Below are 18,373 nucleotides of genomic sequence, written 5' to 3' on the forward strand. Positions count from 1 at the left end.
TCCCTAATGTACAGTTTCTATTTTTGTATAATCAATTTTATTATCTTTTGGTGAGCTATCTATGTTCTTAACTGTTTTAAACTTGCTGTAACCAATAAAGCCTGCACACACAAAGAATAAACCAATTACTAACGCACCAACCCATTGAATTTGTAAAAACTCTAGCTTAAATAATAAAGTAAGCAATGAAAGGGCAACTATATTTAGTGCCATATAGTTAAGCTTACCTAAACGTTTTACCGTTAAATTTAAGTTATCGGTATATAAGCGTATCAATGAATCAAGTGAATTGATTACAAACACAACACCTACAAACACCATCGCAAAGTTTTTAATACCTTGAGTTGGAATACCCATATCATGATAGTGATAAAGCACACTAAACCAGATTGCAATTGGGATTGAAGGGAATATTAGCATTGCCCCAAGTACTTGATATGTCTTAAGTCCGCCAACAAAACGAGATGTAAATTGGCCAATCATTATGCTCCACGCAAACCACCAAAATAAGTAAAATTCGTGGTAATCGTTAAGAGGTAATACAAACTCATTAATATTAGCAAAGTAAACACCAATGGAAGCTACGTTACTTGTAAATGCAGACATTTCACTGTCACCTAACACAAATGCACCGGCCCACATAAAGCCAATTAATGCAATAAATAACCAAGTAGTTGCAATGCTTAGAATACGTACGTATTTAATATCCGTACTTGAGTAAACCGCAAAACATATAGCGGCTAATACCACAAAGTAAAAAGTGGGTATAACGCTTTCGCCATCACCGAGCTCAGGTAAGTACCATGGTAGGTTTGTAAGTAATAAATAAGCAGTAAACGCACATGTACCAATAATTACTACATTATTGATAAATTTAACCCAAGGAATTTCGAAAAATTTAACTTTAGGTTCTATTACACAGAAATAAAAACACGTAAGAAAGTAAAATCCCCAGATCAAAAATCCCCAGTAACCAAACTCAATGGCCAGTGGATTTGCAAACGCGTATTCTGGGCTTGCTTTTATGTCTGCATAACCTGCAAACTCAGTTAAAGGAAACATTATAAGGCCAACATCAAGGCCTGATGTAAATAATATTGCTATAAACGTAAAGGTGCGAACTGGTGTTACGCCAACAACGCGAACATTACCCCATTTTATTAAAATAGTGATAATGGCAAGTAAGGTAAAAATGATGCCTGCATTAAGCCAAATAGTCATTGTTACCCTCCCAAAATGAATATATAGAATTCATAAGCACTCCGTATTTTATTGTTTTATTCTCGCATTAACACAACATAACCTATTTACATCGTGTGCCACTGCAAGGCACGCTGTGGTTTAACCCGACGAGGCTAAACCAAGCATGTGGCTAAAGTTAGATCTCCGCACTACGTTGTGTTTGTTGCCAATTAGTTGGTATGGCAACACTCACATCCGATTTCTGTAATGGACTTTTACCTAAAATTAAATCAGCTGCTTTTTCAGCAACCATAATCGTAGGAGCATTAAGGTTTCCGTTAGGAACGGTTGGAAAAATAGATGAGTCAACAACACGTAAGCCTTTAATACCGTGCACTCGGGTATTAGAGTTAACAACGGCCATATCATCTTCACCCATTTTGCATGAGCAAGAAGGGTGGTAAGCACTTTCTACGGCTTGGCGTACAAAGGCATCTATTTCTTCATCTGTTTGAATGTGTTTACCTGGTTGAATTTCTTCATCACGGTAATCATCAAAGGCACTTTGCTCAATAATGTCGCGAGTTAAACGCACACATGCTCTAAAGCCTTCAATGTCGTCTTTGTGCTGTAAGTAATTAAACAAAATTTGTGGCGGTTGCTCAGGGTTAGCTGATTGAATAGTAACGCTGCCGCGACTTTTTGGTTTGTTATGACCTACGTGAACTTGAAAACCATGACCTGCAAATGCACTACGACCATCGTATCGCATAGCGGCTGGTAAAAAGTGATACTGAATATCAGGCCATTCAACTCCAGGCTTTGAGCGGATAAATGCACATGACTCAAAGTGGTTAGTAGCGCCTAAACCTTTACGAGTAAATAACCATTTAGCGCCTATCAAGCCCTTGGAAATAAGGCCCAATTTGCCGTTTAGTGTAATTGGCTGCTTACATTTGTATTGAAAGTAAAATTCAAGATGATCTTGTAAGTTTTGACCCACACCCGGTAAGTGGTGTTTAACTTCAACGCCTGCTTTTTCAAGGATGTCCTTATCGCCAATACCAGATAGCTGTAATATATGCGGAGAGCCAATAGGGCCTGCACTTAAAACAACATCTTTTGCTGCATGTGCTGTTTGAACATTACCGTTTACTTTGTACTCGATGCCTGTGGCTTTTTTACCGTCAAGAATAACTTTTTGAGCAAGTGCGCCGGTAAGTACAGTTAAATTACTACGCGATTTTACAGGGTCTAAATATTCACGAGAAGCCGAGCTGCGTACACCGTCTTTAACGGTCATGTGCATTGGGCCAAAGCCTTCTTGCTGCGACGCGTTATAATCGTCTGTACTAGCATAACCAGCTTCTACACCGGCTTTTATAAATGTGGTGTACAACGGGTTTTGCATTTCGTTACCGTTATTAACGCCAAGTGGGCCTTTACCACCTCGGTATGTGTTTTCACCAAGGTAAAAGCTTTCCGCTTTTTGAAAATACGGTAAACACGATTGGTAGTCCCAACCATTAGCACCGTGCTGCTGCCACTCATCAAAGTCTTTAGCGTGGCCGCGTACATACACCATACCATTAATCGATGACGAGCCACCGAGTACCTTACCGCGAGGGCAATGCATTTCACGATTATCTAAATGTGGCTCTGGTTGAGTATGGAACTGCCATGCGTACTTATCGGTATTCATAGGAATAGACAGTGCAGTTGGCATTTTTATAAAAATACTTTTATCACTGCCGCCGTTTTCAAGCAGTAACACGCGATTGCTGGAATCTTCAGATAATCGGTTAGCTAAAACACAACCCGCAGATCCTGCACCAACAATAATATAGTCGTAATGATTACTCATAGTAAGGCGCCTTAAAATGGGCTTTCTATGTCGGCCATACCAACATAAATAGACTTAGTTTGCGTGTAATGATCAAGTGTTTCGATCCCATTTTCACGGCCAATACCAGATTGCTTATAACCACCAACAGGCATTTCAGCAGGTGAGTTACCATAGGCATTAATCCAACAAATCCCCGCTTCTAATTGATGAATAACACGGTGTGCGCGTTTAATATCGCTTGTAAATACGCCCGCAGCTAAGCCTAGGTGAGTGCCATTGGCACGTGCAATTACGTCGTCTTCGTCTTCAAAAACAAGTACGCTCATTACTGGGCCAAATATTTCTTCTTTAACGATAGTCATTTCATCGTTGCAATCAATAAAAACGGTAGGTGCAACAAAGTAGCCATTAGGCGCAGATTCAGGTGAAAGCGTTGAACCACCGGTAAGCAGTGTTGCGCCTTCTTCAATCCCTTTATTAACATAACTCATTACTAAGTCTTGATGCTTTTTAGAGATAAGCGCACCAAAGTTTGTGTTTAAATCTTGCGGATCGCCAGCAATAATATTTTGCTCTGTACGCGTTTTAAGCTCATCAATAAACTGCTGATAAATATTTTTATGAACATAAATACGTGTACAGTTAGTGCAAATTTCGCCTTGCGTATAAAAGTTACCTAGCATGGCTGCGCTTACTGCTTGCTCTATATTTGCATCATCAAATACAACTAGCGGCGACTTACCACCTAGCTCCATTGTTACGTCTTTTAAGGTACCAGCAGCGCTTGCTACTACTTTTTTACCTGTACCTACTTCACCAGTAAACGACACTTTGTCAATCTCACTGTGCGAGGTTAACCATTGGCCTACGTCACCTGCACCTTGTACAACGTTAAATACGCCAGCAGGTACACCTGCTTCAACAAATACTTCGGCCAGTTTAATAGCGCCTAGTGGTGTTTCTTCAGATGGTTTAAAAATAAATGCGTTGCCAGCTGCAAGGGCAGGGCCAGATTTCCAACATGCTATTTGTAGCGGGTAGTTCCAGGCACCAATACCGGCACAAATACCTAATGGTTCTTTGCGCGTATAGTAAAAGTCATCACCTACCATTTGCTGCTGACCCACTTGTGCAGGGGCTAGGCCTGCAAAGTATTCGATTACATCAGCGCCGGTTTCTATATCAACACAGTTTGCTTCTTGCATTGGTTTGCCGGTATCAAGCACTTCTATTAAGGCTAGTTCATCGTTTCGCTGGCGAAGTATTGCGACTGCTTTTAATAAAATACGGCTGCGTTCGATAGGTGTCATTTTAGACCACTGTGCAAAACCTTGTTTTGCACTTTTAATGGCTGCGTTTTGAACAAATTCATCGGCAACTTCTACACTATAAATAACATCACCTGTTGCAGGGTTAGTTACATCAAAAGTTTCACCGCTTTGGTTAGCAAGAAAATGGCCATTAATAAAGTTTTGATAGACTGGTTTGCTCACGCTAGGCTCCATATTGCTTGATGAGTGAATTTACATAGCTTTTAGCTAAAGTTTCACTGTGTTTAAACTGGTTTACGTCGGATTTACTAAGTACTGTTCTTAACCATAGGCCATCGATCATGGCAGCGCTAAGTTCAGCAGCTTGTTTTGCTTGCTCAATAGGCATTAATTGCTTAAATGAAAATGCTAAATTACTTTGCAAGCGTTTACTGTTTACATTTTGCAGTCGGTGAAGCTCGTCGTCGTGCATTGATTGCGCCCAAAAGCTCAACCATGTCTTGGTGGTATCACTGCGCTGTTGCACAAGCGCAAAGTTAGCTTCAACAATAAACATAAGGCGCTGTGTAGCGCTGGTGTTATGGCTAACTTTTTCAATGAGGTCTTTTTTAAGATTAGAAAGCAAATAACGAACAGTCGCTTCTATTAAACCCTGCTTACCACCAAAATAATGACTAATAATGCCTGACGATAAACCTGCATTTTTACTAATGCTGTTTATAGTGGTTGCTTGTAATCCACGCATCGCCACTGACTCAATTGTCGCGTCAATTAACTGTTGACGCCTGACAGGTTCCATTCCAACTTTAGGCATAATTTTTATTAATTGAACGTTCAATAAAGATAAGCTTAAGGTAATAGGTCTAATAATTCAAGGGTGAAGTAAACCTTGAGATGCCAAAATGTAGATGAATTATTAACAAATGGGGCTAAATTTTGTAAGAAAGAGGATATTTAACTGTGGGGTATAATTTGTTATAAAACAGATGGTTATGCTGTTTGTTGGGTTTTTCATTTACTGTACTGTTTTCTTTACTGCTTTATGCTAATAAAAGTAATAATAAAATATTTAGTGCGGTAATAATTAGAGTACTAATAGTATTTTTTTAAACCAATGACATAAATACAACCTAATTGCTTAGTACTCTAATAACTAACGGGTGGCAAATATGAGGAGATTTATCCTTCATCGAGCACACCTTTAAATAAAAGTGGATAGCGCCTGAGACGATTGCCTATGTAATCGTCAGCTAAAATTTGATCGCATATAAAATTTACGTCATCACTGGCTTCAAATACCCAGTCAAAACGCTCAATGGCGAGTAAAAAACCGCGCTTTAAATGACGCTGATTACGATAATATTCTAAATTTTTACGGATGATGGCGAGTTTAGCGGGATCAGATTTAAGCGCAGCTATAACCTGATTTATAAACGAGGTATTGAGTTTACTGTCGCTACGCTTTCTAACTTTTCTAGGGTACATTATTCTTCGTTAGCAATATTAACAATTTTCTTTAAAAAATCGTCTTTGTGTTTGTCGTGTTCGTAATCTAGGTGGTAGGCGTTATGAAAACCAAAACGAAGAATTACACCGCTGCCTTGTAAATATATAGTGTAACCGTCTATATCAGAATAAGCGGTAATACCTTGATAATGCTTACCTTCATTAGTTGCTACTCCACGTTTTTGAATACGCTCGTATACTGCTAAAATTTGTTTATTATCGAGTTCGTTTTTCATATTTCACCTTTAAAAGTTAAATAGATTTACGTTATAGATATGCGGCTCGATCACCTAAAAAACAATGCTTAATTATGTGTAAATTTACTTTGTATTTTTGCATTTATAAACTATGCTCAGCGCTCATTTTTACTTGAGCTTTTACTATGATAGACAAGGCGTTACTACTTAAAACACGAGAATTATCTGATCAATTAATAGCGTTACAAACGCCTATTAGAATACTCGATGCTATTAATTGGGATAAACAAATAAAAGAAGAGTTTTTTAGACAAAAATGTCAAAAAAACCCTTTAATTGATCGTGCTTATTACCAGCAACGCGATTTAGGGTTTGTACCTAGTGAATTACGCCAAGCTTTTTCTACACTTAATAGAAATATTATAAATCAGCTAGGGCAGTTAAATCCTATTTCGCAATATATGGGTAAAATGTGTAGCGAATATAAAACGGTTCTAAGTATGCTGGAATACAGAGGCACACCTGAATTTCATGATTTATCAGTAGAGCTATTTGGTCACCCAAAAGATCTATTTCATGCAGGTGAGCCTTCACTGTTCGAACTTGCAAATATGCTAGAAAAACCACTGCAAAATTTGTTAGTTGCCGATATTTTACCTGATGATCCTAAAAATATTGATGCGGTGGATGCAGTACGTATTTTATCTGAGCAAGTTAATAGTAGTATGGCAGGTATTAATGTAGAAGTAATGCTTAGCGACGGCATTGTAAGTGATGCAGCGGCCGGTGCTAATAACATTAAACTAAACCAAGACGTTAAATTTTCTCAGCGCGAGCTTGATATATTAGAAGTTCACGAAGGCTGGATACACGTAGGTACGACGCAAAACGGGCTAGCTCAGCCTTATTTAACTTGTTTAAGTAAAGGCACCCCAAGTTCAACAGTAACCCAAGAGGGGTTAGCTGTTTTAACCGAAATAATTACTCTTAAATCAACGCCGAGGCGTTTATCAAAATTAGTTAACCGTATTCAAGCAGTTACCGAGGTGATAGATGGGGCTGAGTTTGTAGACATATATAGAGATTATGTGGCGCAAGGGCTTTCAAAAGATGACAGCTACACATTAGCGCAACGGGTATTTAGAGGCAGTACAGCAAATGGATTACCATTTACAAAAGATATTGCCTACATTAAAGGTTTTGTTTTGGTGTATAACTTAATTCGCGTAGCTATTCAGCTAGGGCGTATTGATCAGCTGCCATTATTATTAGTCGGTAAAATCTCCATTGATGATTTTAGACTCATATCGCAACTGCACGATTTAGGTGTAATTGAGGACCCTAAATTTGTTCCTCCGCACTTCAAAGATTTACGTGGTTTAGCAACGTGGCTAAGCTTTGGTCGTTTTATTGGTGATTTGTCGTTTGAGCAGTTAGAAAACGATTACAAGCCGTTATTTTTGTAAAAGGAGCGTTAGCTCCTTTTTATTGGCTCAAAGGTAGAACTACATTTATATCGATTGCAGAAAATATAAAAAAACGCAGTTGGAATGAGCAACTGCGTTTAAGTATATAGTTACAAGCCAACGTAACTATAGTTGAGGAAATTAACCAATTAGCCAGTTAATACTTGGCTGTGTACTTGCTCGTTTAATACAACAACTTCAGCTCGTTTGAAAAAGTTAAAGTCGGTTGCTGTAGCCAGTGTGTATGCGCCCATCATACGGCTGATAATTAAATCGCCGTTGTTTAGTTTTGGTAACATAATCGAGTCACTCACTACGTCTATGCTGTCGCATGTTGGGCCAGCAAGTACAGACTCAAAACGCTCGCCTTCTTGTTTAGCACTGTCGATAGGGTATGCTGCTTCGTCAAACATTAAGCCGCTGAAAGACCCGTAAATACCGTCATCTAAGTAATACCACGTTTTACCTTCGCGCTGCGCTTGGCCCATAACTGAGGCTACGCTAGTTACGCTACTTGCTACAATAAAACGACCCGGCTCTGCAATAATTTGCATTGTTTCAGGTAATTGCGCTAAAGCTACGTTTATTGGTGCACAAAAAACGTCAATTGGTAGTACATCTACGCTGTATGGCACAGGAAAACCACCACCAATATCGAGTGTGCTAAGTGCTGGTAAACCAAGCTCACTGACTTTGGTAATTACTTTTGCACACGCATTAATTGCTTCAACGTATTTAGTTGGGTTTGGTGATTGCGAGCCAACATGAAACGATAACCCTTTTATACGAATGCCTAGTTGCTGTGCGTAGCTAATAATGTCAATTGCAACATCAGGGCTGCAGCCAAACTTTTTAGATAAATCTGCAAATGCATCTTTGTTACGAAAGCTCAAGCGCACTAAAATTTCAGCTTGATCTTTGTAGGCAATAAACTTTTCAAGCTCGTTTATGTTATCAACAACAAACACTGTGCAGCCATACGCTAGCGCATCGCGAATATCACTGTCGCGCTTAATAGGGTGAGTGTGAATAGTACGCTCACTTGGCACACCTTGGCTTGCCACTAAATCAACTTCACCACTTGTTGCTAAATCAAAGCTTGCACCTTCTTCAAGTAAAGTGCGTACAACAGCGGCTAAAGGCAATGGTTTTAATGCAAAGTGTAAAACAACGCCTGGTAGTGCATTTTTAAGCGCGTGGTATTGGCGACGAATAGCTTCGCAGTCAAGGACCATAAGTGGTGCGCCAAATTGTGCTGCAAGTTGTTCAATGTGCGTGTTGGTCGGTTGTACATAATCAAATGCTTGATTTGCAGCAACCGCTGCTGCAGGTACTTTAGTTACGGTGTCTTTTAGTTGAGTTGATAAAGTCATTATATTTTCCGAGTCAATTAAGCAACCGCTCGGGTTATGGTTATCCACAAGTCGGTTGAGTGAGATCAAGAGTGCTTACGCACAGTCAAATTCACTCTTGGATAGTTGCTCTATCGCCTTGCTACAAACAGGGTTTGTAATGTACTCGGATTGGCTATCATCAAGAAGCGGCGAGATAATAAAACGAGTTTTTAATCAGTGCAATAAAAATTTTAATAAAAATAAAATTATTTTATTATCTATAAATATCAGCGGGTTAAGTTAATTCGAATTATTTATCTTGACGATTAATTTTACTAATCTTTGGGGGGATAACGAACATTTGTTTGTGAGCAAGCATGATTTTACTCGAGGTGTCAGCGCTATAAGAGTGCTGAGGTTGCTGGCGTAGATAATTATAAATTGCCGGGGTTTTCATCAAGTGATTTAAGGCTTGAATGACTTTACTGCCCTGCGAAGTTTTACTACATGCAAAGTAGCCATTAACATACTCTGGGTATTCAGCTATTGCTCGGCTACCTATTTTTTTTAACTGCTCGTCGCTAAATGTTTCTTGAATATTTATTTCATAATCAATAATCATATCGATTCTATTATGTATAAGTAAGTTTGGTAGTTGCGAGCTTGTATCTTCACTGCTAATTGATGCAACTTGGTCTTTATATTTTTTTAATATGGGCTCAAGTTCTTTATAGCTAGTGCCTGAATCAATACCTAAGGTGTGGTTTTTCTCAAGTAACTCTAAAACTGAAACTCGTTTGGGCAGATTGTCCAAAAAGCTTTTAAATGCATAAACTTTTCTTTGCTCATAAACCGTTGTAGGGAGCTCTGAAAATATAATATGCTGTTCGCGCTCTGGTGTTTTAATTAAGTCGTAGCTGCAAACGGGTTCGTTAGTTGTAAGGCGCTTAATAAGGCGCGCTTGGTTGGTCCACTGTAACTTAGTAGTAAAAGCATGGCTTAAAAGGCGATTAAATGTTTCATCTGAATTTAAAAACCCATCAGAAGCGGCATTAGCCCGAGAAAGTAATGTAATAGGCTCATCTGCAACACTCATTTTTGATACGAGCAACAGGAGAATAATTAGAGAGGTTTTAAATATATTCGTCATAGCCCTTAGTGTAATTGTTCTAGAATAAAATTGTTATAAAAAAAGCCCAAGAGGGCTTTTTTTACGTCGAAAACTCAACCACTGCGAGTATTAGCGTACGTTGGTACTTTCAAATATTTTATCAGCAGACGCTGCGACAAAGCCTGTGTAAAGCTCGCCATCGGCTTTAGGGTATCTAATTGCAAACTCATAAAAACAACTAGGAATGCGTAACTCGCCATCACTGAACATAACGGCGTAATCATCAGCAAGTGTTGATGATTGCTCTAGTAACACCTCAGGTGAGCCTTTTACTTCGCCGCCTGATGTATTAAGCGCAAAGCCTGCATCTTTAAGCGCCTGGTTAACATCATGAATGTTATCAAACTTGGCAAGCATATTAATATTTACAGTAAAATGATTGGCACGATAGCCCCATGCTGACATCCACGCGGCATATTCGCTTTCTGCTAATAACTGCTTGTAGGTTTCACCGCTTACTTGCCAATGTGTACCTGAATATAAAAAGTTATCAGCCGTTACAGCACTTTCATCAATTTGATTTACCATATCGGTAACAATAGCTTGTAACTCTGGCGAGCACTTTTCTACTAATAACTCAGAAATAAATACTTTAGGTTGATTAGGATCGCTGTGTTCGTAGTGTTTAGCGTATAGCTTTTTAGCTTCAAAGTGGTATTCGCCGCACTCTGTGTAACCTAACGCTAAAAAGTGTGCTGCTAGTTTTTCAAGGCCTACTTTTTCTATATTGAACGTACGTAACGCAATATGATCGTTAATTATGTCGTCTTTTTGGGTTGAACCTAAAAGGTCATGAATTTTATCTGCCGATGGCGTAACTGCTAAATAGTTATCCCATAGGTTTTCAAATAATGTATTTACGTTGGTATGCATGTTAAATCCTTAAAAATGGGTATTATTCTATTACTAAGCCAGGTGCTAAAGTTTGCGGTAAATTCACTTTTTCTGATTCAACCGACGCAACAGGGTAAGCGCAGTAATCTGCCGCATAATATGCGCTAGCACGGTGATTACCACTTGCACCAATACCACCAAACGGCGCAGCACTAGAGGCACCCGTAATAGGGCGGTTCCAATTGACAATGCCAGCACGAATGCGCTTTAAAAAGTGGCTGTAATCATCTTCGTTATCGCCAAGTAAGCCTGCTGATAAACCAAAGCTGGTGTTATTAGCCTCTGCTATTGCGCTGTCAAAGTTGTTGTAGCGGTAAACTTTTATAAGCGGGCCAAAGTGTTCTTCATCGGCCATGTTAGCGATATGTGTAACATCAATAATACCTGGGCTTACAAAGCCGGTTCCTGCTTTTAGCTGCTTAAGCTCAACGAGTATTTCGCCGCCGCTTTCAACTAATTCTTTTTGCGCAGTAACCATACCAAGGGCTGCTCTTTCGCTAATCATTGCACCCATAAATGGCTGGTCAGTTGCAAAACTGTCGTGAACAACAATATTTTTAGTCGCGCTAATTAGTTTTTCTAAAATGGCATCGCCATTGGTTGAATTCTCAATAAACACGCGGCGGGCACATGTACAGCGCTGGCCAGAAGTAATAAAGCCAGATTGAATAATATCGTGCACCGCAGCGCTTACATCGGCTACATCTTTAACGATTAATGGGTTATTCCCGCCCATTTCAAGCGCTAATATTTTACCTGGGTGGCCGGCAAACTGCTTATGTAGTAAATGGCCAGTGTTTGAGCTGCCGGTAAAAAATAAGCCGTCTATGTCTTTATGTGAAGCAAGTGCTTTACCTGTTTCTACTTCCCCTTGCACTAGGTTAATGACACCCGCTGGTAAGCCTGCTTTTAACCAAAGTGCTAAAGTAAATTCAGCAACGTGAGGTGTAAGCTCAGATGGTTTAAATACCACGGTGTTACCCGCTAAAATGGCAGGTACTATATGGCCGTTTGGTAAGTGCCCTGGGAAGTTGTAAGGACCAAATATAGCTACAACGCCGTGTGGTTTATGGCGTATAAAGGCTTTAGCACCTGGCATTGGGTTTTCTGTGGTGCCGGTACGCTCATTATAGGCTTTGATAGAAATGGCCACTTTACCTGTCATAGCGCCTACTTCTGTGCGTGTTTCCCAAAGAGGCTTGCCAGTTTCACGCGCTATAATGGCTGCAAATTCTTCGCTGTGCTCTTTTAATTGCGCTACAAAGTTTTCAAGTATGGTAATACGCGACTCAATTGGCGTATCTGCCCATTGTACTTGTGCGGCTCTAGCTGCATTAATTGCAGCATCTACTTGCTCGGCATTTGCGCCATTACCTCGCCATACAACTTCGCCGTTACTCGGATTAACAGAGCTAAAAGCGGGGCCCTGGCCTGAATGCCATTGGTTATTTATAAGGTGTGTGTTCATATTTGTTTTACAGGCGGAAAAAACGCGCTGCATCTCCTTGGGATAGATTAAGGGCATCAGCCACTTCTTGGCTTATTACTAATGTGTGCTTAGCGTGGTTATAATGGGCGTGCTGGGTAAAGGTTGCTCTAAACCCACTTACACCTTGGTTGCAAACGGCAAGTGTATCTGAGCTGTGCTGGCTAATATGTTCCAGCTCGCCAATTGTAATAGGGCATACTTGAGACTCACGAATACTGCGAATATTACCAAGTTTTGCTTCTACCGTTGGGCCCGCATCAAACAAATCAACATAGCCACGATGCTCAAAACCTTCTTTTTCAAGCAGTTTGAGCGCCGGTTTTGTTTTGTCATGCACATGGCCAATAACTGCTTGGGCTTTTTTACTTAGTAAGTTGACGTAAATAGGGTATTTAGGCATTAACTCACTAATAAACACTTTATCGCCAAGTCCCACTAGATGATCGGCCTTGGGGAACTCAATACTAAAAAAGTGCTCTTGCAACCACTGCCAAAACGGTGAATGGCCTTCTTCGTCACTTACACCACGCATTTCAGCAATGACGGTATCGGCAAAGCGTTCGCTGTGCTGGGCCATAAATAAAAAGCGTGAGCGTGATAAAAAGCGCCCGGTTAAACCTTTACGGCTGTTTTCGCGCAAAAACAAAGTACATATTTCAGAGCATCCGGTGTAATCGTTACACATGCTTAAAATATCAACGGTATTATAAACATTAAGTGTAGGCGAGTGGTGTACTGTTTTACCTAAATGGTAATGATAAAGCGGCACCGATAAGCCAACAGCGGCTTCTATGGCGGTTGTTCCAATAACCTCACCTGTTTCACTGTCTTCTAAAACAAATAAGTAGCTTTCATCGAGTGGCTGATTGATATTTTTAGCAAAGCTTTTTTCGGCGCGGTCTATTTTTTCTTTTAATTGCTCATCATCTACAGGCAGTGAGGTAAAGCCATGGCCTGACTCGATTGCAATTTGCTTAAGTGCAGCAAAATCTGCAGTGGTAATAGGACGTAATACTTGCATTTATTACTTGCTCCAACAGCGCGCCCTAGGGCGCGCCTTCTTAAATTAGCCGTTTACTACGTCGCTTACTGCTTTTTCAAAGCGTGCTAGGCCTTCTTTAATGTCTTCAAATGGAATTACTAAAGAAGGGGTAAAACGAATCACGTTCATGCCCGCCACTAAGTTCATTAAGCCATTGTTAGCACTGGCAACTAAAAAGTCGCGTGCGCGGCCTTCAAATTTTTCGTTTAATACAGCGCCAATAAGTAAACCTTTACCACGCACTTCACTAAATACGTTGTACTTTTCGTTAATAGCGTTTAAGCCATCGCGGAATAACTGCTCGCGCTCTTTTACGCCATTTAATACATCAGGCGTATTTACTGTATCAAAGGCTGCTTCTGCTACTGCACAGGCAAGTGGGTTACCACCGTAAGTAGAGCCATGCGTACCTACTTTTAAATGCTCTGCAATAGCTGTGCGGGTGATCATAGCGCCAATAGGAAAACCACCGCCTAAAGCTTTAGCTGTAGTTAAAATATCGGGCACTACACCTAAACCTTCGTAAGCGTATAAATCGCCAGTGCGGCCAACGCCTGTTTGTACTTCATCAAAAATTAGCAGTGCATTGTGTTTAGTACATAACTCGCGTACTTTTTTAGCAAATTCATCTGTTGGTGAAATAATACCGCCTTCACCTTGTAGTGGCTCCATCATTACGGCACATGTTTTATCACTGATGAGTGCTTCAAATGCTGCAATGTCGTTGTAATTACAATGCATAATGTCGCCAGGCTTAGGACCAAACCCATCAGAGTAAGCAGCTTGGCCACCCACGGTTACTGTAAAAAATGTGCGGCCGTGAAAACCTTTATTAAAGGCAATAATTTGCGATTTTTCTTCGCCGTGTACATCTAAAGCAAAACGACGCGCTAGCTTGAGTGCTGCTTCGTTAGCTTCTGCGCCTGAGTTTGCAAAGTAAACTTTATCAGCAAATGTTGCTTCAACCATTTTTTGTGCTAAACGCAGGGCAGGTTCGTTAGTCATTACATTTGATAAGTGCCAAATTTTCTCGCCTTGCTCTTTTAAAGCAGATACAAGCGCAGGGTGGCAGTGGCCTAAACAATTAACGGCAATACCACCAGCAAAATCAATAAACTCGTTATTATTTTGATCCCATACACGTGAGCCTTCGCCGCGTACCGGAATAACAGCCGACGGGTTGTAGTTTGGCACCATTACATCGTTAAATAAGTCTCTTGTTACTTGCATTATGTACACCTAAAAATTGTGAATATTGAATAAAGATTAGCAAAATAAAAACGTTAGCGTTTTCTCAGCTAGATAATTTTTGTTATTGGTGGTTATTATCGAAGGTTGCAGGTTAAATTTGCAGTGCTATTTTGTGAAAAATGATTACAATAAAAGTCAAAATAACGAAATTAATAAGCAATATGATAACTCCACAAGATGAAAAGCTACTTTCAATTTTAAAAACCAATGCGCGTGCAAGTATCTCTGACCTAGCGCGTATGCTTAATCTATCGCGTTCTACTGTGCAAAGCCGTATGTTAAAGCTTGAAGAAACCGGTGTTATAAAAGGGTATAGCGTAGATTACGGTGAAGACTATTTAAGTAGTATGGTTTCGGCTCATGTATCTATAAAGGTGATGCAAAAACTCACAACCAAAACCAATTTAGAGCTTAAACAAATCGATGCTATTTCTCAGCTTTATGCAATAAGCGGTGAGTTTGACTTAATTGCTGTTGTACAAGCGCAAAACTTAGAAAAATTAAGCCACCTGCTTGATGATATTGGTAATTTAGATGGCGTAGAGCGCACAACCTCGTCAGTAATTTTGGAAACTAAATTTAAACGATAGGGCGTGTTGATCTTTGCGGATTGAAACTTGTTCAATCCAAGGAAGATTAAATCGCGGAGCGACGTTTGTAACCTAGTGGGCTCGGTAACTGCTCCCGCGTTATCGCCTATTTATGGGGTGTAAACACACTACATAGGCTCTGGCTTGCTTAAAAAACAAATATACTGCTGCAAAATCACCCACCAAAGGTCAACACGACCTAGCAATTGTTGTAATTATAATTAATTCCAAAATAAAATTGTTAGCCTTTGATTCTATAGCTATATTTTATTTTTAAATTATGCATTATCTGTATGCTTAACTATACTTGTTTTAATTTTTGCAATTATTAGCAATGGATTATGCCTGCATACTTTTTTTTTATGTTACTTGGATTGTCTGAGCCATTAAAGTTTGGCTCAAATTTACCGACCACGTCACCCGACAACGCTGTAAATCAAGTGCAATGTATTCTATATGAAATGGGTACACCTTTTAAGCTGCATACTTTACCTTGGCTTCGTGCTCGACGAGAAGTGAAACTTCACCGTTTAGATGGATACTTTACTACTCATTTAACGCCAGAAATGAAAGCATATGGAAAAATAACATCACCTGTTTTTTTAGAGAAGTGGTATTGGTTTACTCATCCAGACAGCGTTAATAAACCTGAAGAAAAAATACATTATGGTGCTGTAAGAGGAAGCTACCAAGCTAATTGGCTTAAATCTCAAAATATTCAGGTGCAAGTTGAAGTTAACTCTATAGAGGAAATAATCAAAATTTTACACCATCAAAGAGTAGACAGAATATTACTTGATTTAGATGATTTTGAGCATGTAACTTCACGTTTAGAAATAGATCAATCAGCTTACAGCAAAGAGTTTTTTCGGTATGTACCGCTAGGCTTGTTTGCTTCTAATTCTTTAATTAAACGCTTTCCTAATTTTATGAGTCAATTTGACGATAATCTTGCAACGTGCTCTCAAACTCCCTTTTCTTTATCAAAAAGCGAAAAAGATCACGTTTTAGGCTTTATATATAATCAAGCTAAAGCGTTAGCAGCGCAGGCAAATTTAACAGAGCAAACTCTCATTAGTAACAGTTTGCCATTGAGCGAAGATGAGCTGATTAAAGCTGATAAGCAATGGCAAACAGAGGTGAAAAATGAGCAAGCCAAGTTAGGTAAATTAATGCTCGATAAAGCGTTATCTAAAAAGCTAAATGAATGGCAATCTCAATTTAATGGAAGTGTGACCGAGGTAATTCTTACGGATAACCAAGGTAAAAATGTAGCTATAAGTAAATTAACCTCTGATTACTGGCAAGGTGATGAAGATAAGTTCAATAAAGTATTCACGCTTATAGATGACTATTATTTTGATAATGTTGAATATGATGCATCTACCCATCACTTTCAAGTACAGCTAAGTATACCTGTATTTAATGAGCACTATAATCACATCGGGGTATTAATAATTGGTATTGATGTAGAAAAGGCGCTGCGTTTAAACGCTAGCTTAAGACGCTGATTAAGTATTACTTATCAGCGCTTTGAAGGTTAGATACTTTACGTATAACATTTTTAGTTACTTCATCTAATTTTATAAAGTAAGCATTGCCACCTATGCCTTTAAATTCCTCATCAGTAAACACAATGGTGTTGTCGTCATAAAAGGTGATTGCTTCTTTTTGAGTTACGATGCCTAGGTCAATACGCGAAACGTCCCCTGAGAAAAACTTATCACCTTTGAAGTTTTCAAATAACCAAATACTTGTTGAATCTAAAAGTACTAGCTTTTTACGATCGGGGCTTAAAGCCGCAGATGTTATCCAGCACAGCTTTTCCATAGTGGTACACGTTTTAAAAGAATCGATAAGCTGAGCGTCAAAATTAGCAGCATGATCGCCAACTTTATAAACATTTGTTATTCCATCAAATGGTTCGGTGCGGTTTTTCGTGAATAAGTATAAATGACGCCCAAGTGCAACAAATGCTTCTAGGTCGTAGTTACGTTGCTCTGGTGTTACTGGGGTACCGTCAAGCTCAGGATAGGTAAATTTTATTATTTCAGCTTCGGTTGTATTACCTTTAATATCGATTGGATTTTCTATTTTATAAATAGTTAGCCATTTGCGTTCGTTTTTATTATTACCAAAGTCACCTAAAAAAAAGTGCCCAAATTTATTTTGGGTCATGTCTTCCCAATCAATATTTTTAGCATTCGTCACTAAAATTTCTTTAGCAATAGAGCCGTCTTTATTTAGTCTATAAAGCTTAGGCTCATCGCCACTGTCATTAATGGCCCACAAGCGTTGATGCTTATCAAATTCTATGCCTGAGATTTCTTTTAGTTTGGGGTCAACAGAAATCTCTTTTTTACTATATAAGGTGTATATTGAAGTACCAATAAATGCAGCTACAACTAAAAAAATAATGGCGGTAGTTATTAAAATGCTTTTTTTCAACATGAAATTAATTATATTTCAGAGTATTAGGATGCTGTGTATTATCCATGATGAAAGTATATAAAAAAAGAATTTAATACTTTTAATTTTATTTGGATTTAAGTGCCCTAAATATGTGTATATTGGGTATGTACCAGTTTTGTTGAGTTGGTTTAAATATTGCTCTGTATAAAAGTATCATTTTAAACGTAATATATTAATGATTAATGCACTTTGTTGGTGCGGTAAAAATAACATTTGCACTGTAATAAAGCGTAAATAAAGTTTTGCTTAACTAACAACACGTTTAATGATTTTGAATGGATTCCACATCGCCCTTTGATGTTAAATCGGCCCTGTGGCAAAGATTAAATACCCTTAATTGTTTAGTTGGAGCCTGTTATGTTGAATAAGCGTTTTTTTAAAACAAAAGATGAAGCTGAAGTAACTTTTGAATTTTCTCACCCTGAAGCAGAGCAAGTTTGTTTATTAGGTGAATTTACTGATTGGCAACCTGTGCCAATGAAGCTTAATAAAAAACAAGGCGTTTTTAAATTTAAACAACGCTTACCTGTAGACCAGCAATTTCACTTTCGTTATTTAGTAAATGGAGACATTTGGGATAACGATCATCAAGCCGACGGCTATATCGCAAATAATTTTGGTACTGAAAACAGCATAGTAAATACTCAACGCATTAATTAAGG

The 18,373-nt window shown here is 38.9% G+C and carries 17 protein-coding genes; 4 read left to right on the top strand and 13 right to left on the bottom strand.

What is annotated here, in order from left to right; translation table 11 throughout:
* Positions 1–3 precede the first annotated feature (3 nt).
* From ATS74_RS17925 to ATS74_RS17950, 6 genes are all read right to left on the bottom strand, one after another.
* On the bottom strand, positions 4–1,221 hold the full coding sequence (locus ATS74_RS17925) for a BCCT family transporter (protein WP_058550228.1): 1,218 nt from the start codon (positions 1,219–1,221) through the stop codon (positions 4–6).
* Between the two features lie 157 nt (positions 1,222–1,378).
* Positions 1,379–3,046: a choline dehydrogenase gene (gene betA / locus ATS74_RS17930; protein WP_058550229.1), complete on the bottom strand. Its 1,668-nt coding sequence runs from the start codon at positions 3,044–3,046 to the stop codon at positions 1,379–1,381.
* A gap of 11 nt (positions 3,047–3,057) precedes the next feature.
* Positions 3,058–4,521 (bottom strand): betaine-aldehyde dehydrogenase, encoded by a 1,464-nt coding sequence (betB, locus tag ATS74_RS17935; protein ID WP_058550366.1) that lies wholly within the window; start codon positions 4,519–4,521, stop codon positions 3,058–3,060.
* A gap of 1 nt (position 4,522) precedes the next feature.
* Complete coding sequence (gene betI / locus ATS74_RS17940; protein WP_173827090.1) at positions 4,523–5,098, bottom strand: transcriptional regulator BetI; 576 nt, start codon at positions 5,096–5,098, stop codon at positions 4,523–4,525.
* 380 nt (positions 5,099–5,478) lie between these two features.
* Positions 5,479–5,784 (bottom strand): hypothetical protein, encoded by a 306-nt coding sequence (locus ATS74_RS17945; RefSeq protein ID WP_058550230.1) that lies wholly within the window; start codon positions 5,782–5,784, stop codon positions 5,479–5,481.
* A complete protein-coding gene (locus ATS74_RS17950; protein ID WP_058550231.1) occupies positions 5,784–6,041 on the bottom strand; it encodes a DUF3081 domain-containing protein in 258 nt (85 codons plus the stop codon). The genes ATS74_RS17945 and ATS74_RS17950 overlap by 1 nt, the downstream gene beginning before the upstream one ends.
* A 146-nt stretch (positions 6,042–6,187) precedes the next feature.
* On the opposite strand from ATS74_RS17950, the gene ATS74_RS17955 reads away from it, so the two are divergent.
* The gene (locus ATS74_RS17955) at positions 6,188–7,468 is read left to right on the top strand and encodes a flavohemoglobin expression-modulating QEGLA motif protein (RefSeq protein WP_058550232.1); all 1,281 of its coding nucleotides are present in this window, start codon (positions 6,188–6,190) and stop codon (positions 7,466–7,468) included.
* Positions 7,469–7,617: 149 nt separating this feature from the next.
* On the opposite strand, the gene ATS74_RS17960 is transcribed toward ATS74_RS17955, so the two are convergent.
* The 6 genes from ATS74_RS17960 to ATS74_RS17985 all read right to left on the bottom strand — a co-directional run bounded on the left by ATS74_RS17960 (position 7,618) and on the right by ATS74_RS17985 (position 14,628).
* Complete coding sequence (locus ATS74_RS17960; protein ID WP_058550368.1) at positions 7,618–8,841, bottom strand: type III PLP-dependent enzyme; 1,224 nt, start codon at positions 8,839–8,841, stop codon at positions 7,618–7,620.
* A gap of 271 nt (positions 8,842–9,112) precedes the next feature.
* Positions 9,113–9,898 carry a transporter substrate-binding domain-containing protein gene (locus ATS74_RS17965; protein ID WP_058550233.1) on the bottom strand — a complete coding sequence of 262 codons (786 nt, stop codon included), beginning with the start codon at positions 9,896–9,898 and terminating at the stop codon, positions 9,113–9,115.
* 144 nt (positions 9,899–10,042) lie between these two features.
* Positions 10,043–10,846 (bottom strand): DUF1338 domain-containing protein, encoded by an 804-nt coding sequence (locus tag ATS74_RS17970; RefSeq protein WP_058550234.1) that lies wholly within the window; start codon positions 10,844–10,846, stop codon positions 10,043–10,045.
* Between the two features lie 22 nt (positions 10,847–10,868).
* Positions 10,869–12,335, bottom strand: a complete 1,467-nt coding sequence (gene astD / locus ATS74_RS17975) for a succinylglutamate-semialdehyde dehydrogenase (protein WP_058550235.1) — start codon at positions 12,333–12,335, stop codon at positions 10,869–10,871.
* A 7-nt stretch (positions 12,336–12,342) separates the two neighbouring features.
* Complete coding sequence (gene astA, locus ATS74_RS17980) at positions 12,343–13,377, bottom strand: arginine N-succinyltransferase (protein ID WP_058550236.1); 1,035 nt, start codon at positions 13,375–13,377, stop codon at positions 12,343–12,345.
* A 45-nt stretch (positions 13,378–13,422) separates the two neighbouring features.
* Entirely contained in the window at positions 13,423–14,628 is a 1,206-nt protein-coding gene (locus ATS74_RS17985; protein ID WP_058550237.1) for an aspartate aminotransferase family protein, read from the bottom strand.
* A gap of 182 nt (positions 14,629–14,810) precedes the next feature.
* On the opposite strand from ATS74_RS17985, the gene ATS74_RS17990 reads away from it, so the two are divergent.
* Both ATS74_RS17990 and ATS74_RS17995 read left to right on the top strand, forming a co-directional pair.
* Positions 14,811–15,239, top strand: a complete 429-nt coding sequence (locus ATS74_RS17990) for an Lrp/AsnC family transcriptional regulator (RefSeq protein ID WP_058550238.1) — start codon at positions 14,811–14,813, stop codon at positions 15,237–15,239.
* A 341-nt stretch (positions 15,240–15,580) separates the two neighbouring features.
* Positions 15,581–16,750, top strand: a complete 1,170-nt coding sequence (locus ATS74_RS17995; RefSeq protein WP_058550239.1) for a cache domain-containing protein — start codon at positions 15,581–15,583, stop codon at positions 16,748–16,750.
* A gap of 7 nt (positions 16,751–16,757) precedes the next feature.
* Here the strand turns inward: ATS74_RS17995 and ATS74_RS18000 are convergent, their stop codons facing one another.
* Complete coding sequence (locus tag ATS74_RS18000; protein WP_058550240.1) at positions 16,758–17,690, bottom strand: hypothetical protein; 933 nt, start codon at positions 17,688–17,690, stop codon at positions 16,758–16,760.
* Positions 17,691–18,068: 378 nt separating this feature from the next.
* Between ATS74_RS18000 and ATS74_RS18005 the strand changes: the two genes are divergently transcribed.
* Entirely contained in the window at positions 18,069–18,371 is a 303-nt protein-coding gene (locus ATS74_RS18005; protein ID WP_058550241.1) for an isoamylase early set domain-containing protein, read from the top strand.
* The last annotated feature ends 2 nt before the right edge of the window (positions 18,372–18,373 follow it).

Source organism: Pseudoalteromonas sp. H103, assembly GCF_001469205.1.
Classification (GTDB): Bacteria; Pseudomonadota; Gammaproteobacteria; order Enterobacterales; family Alteromonadaceae; genus Pseudoalteromonas; species Pseudoalteromonas carrageenovora.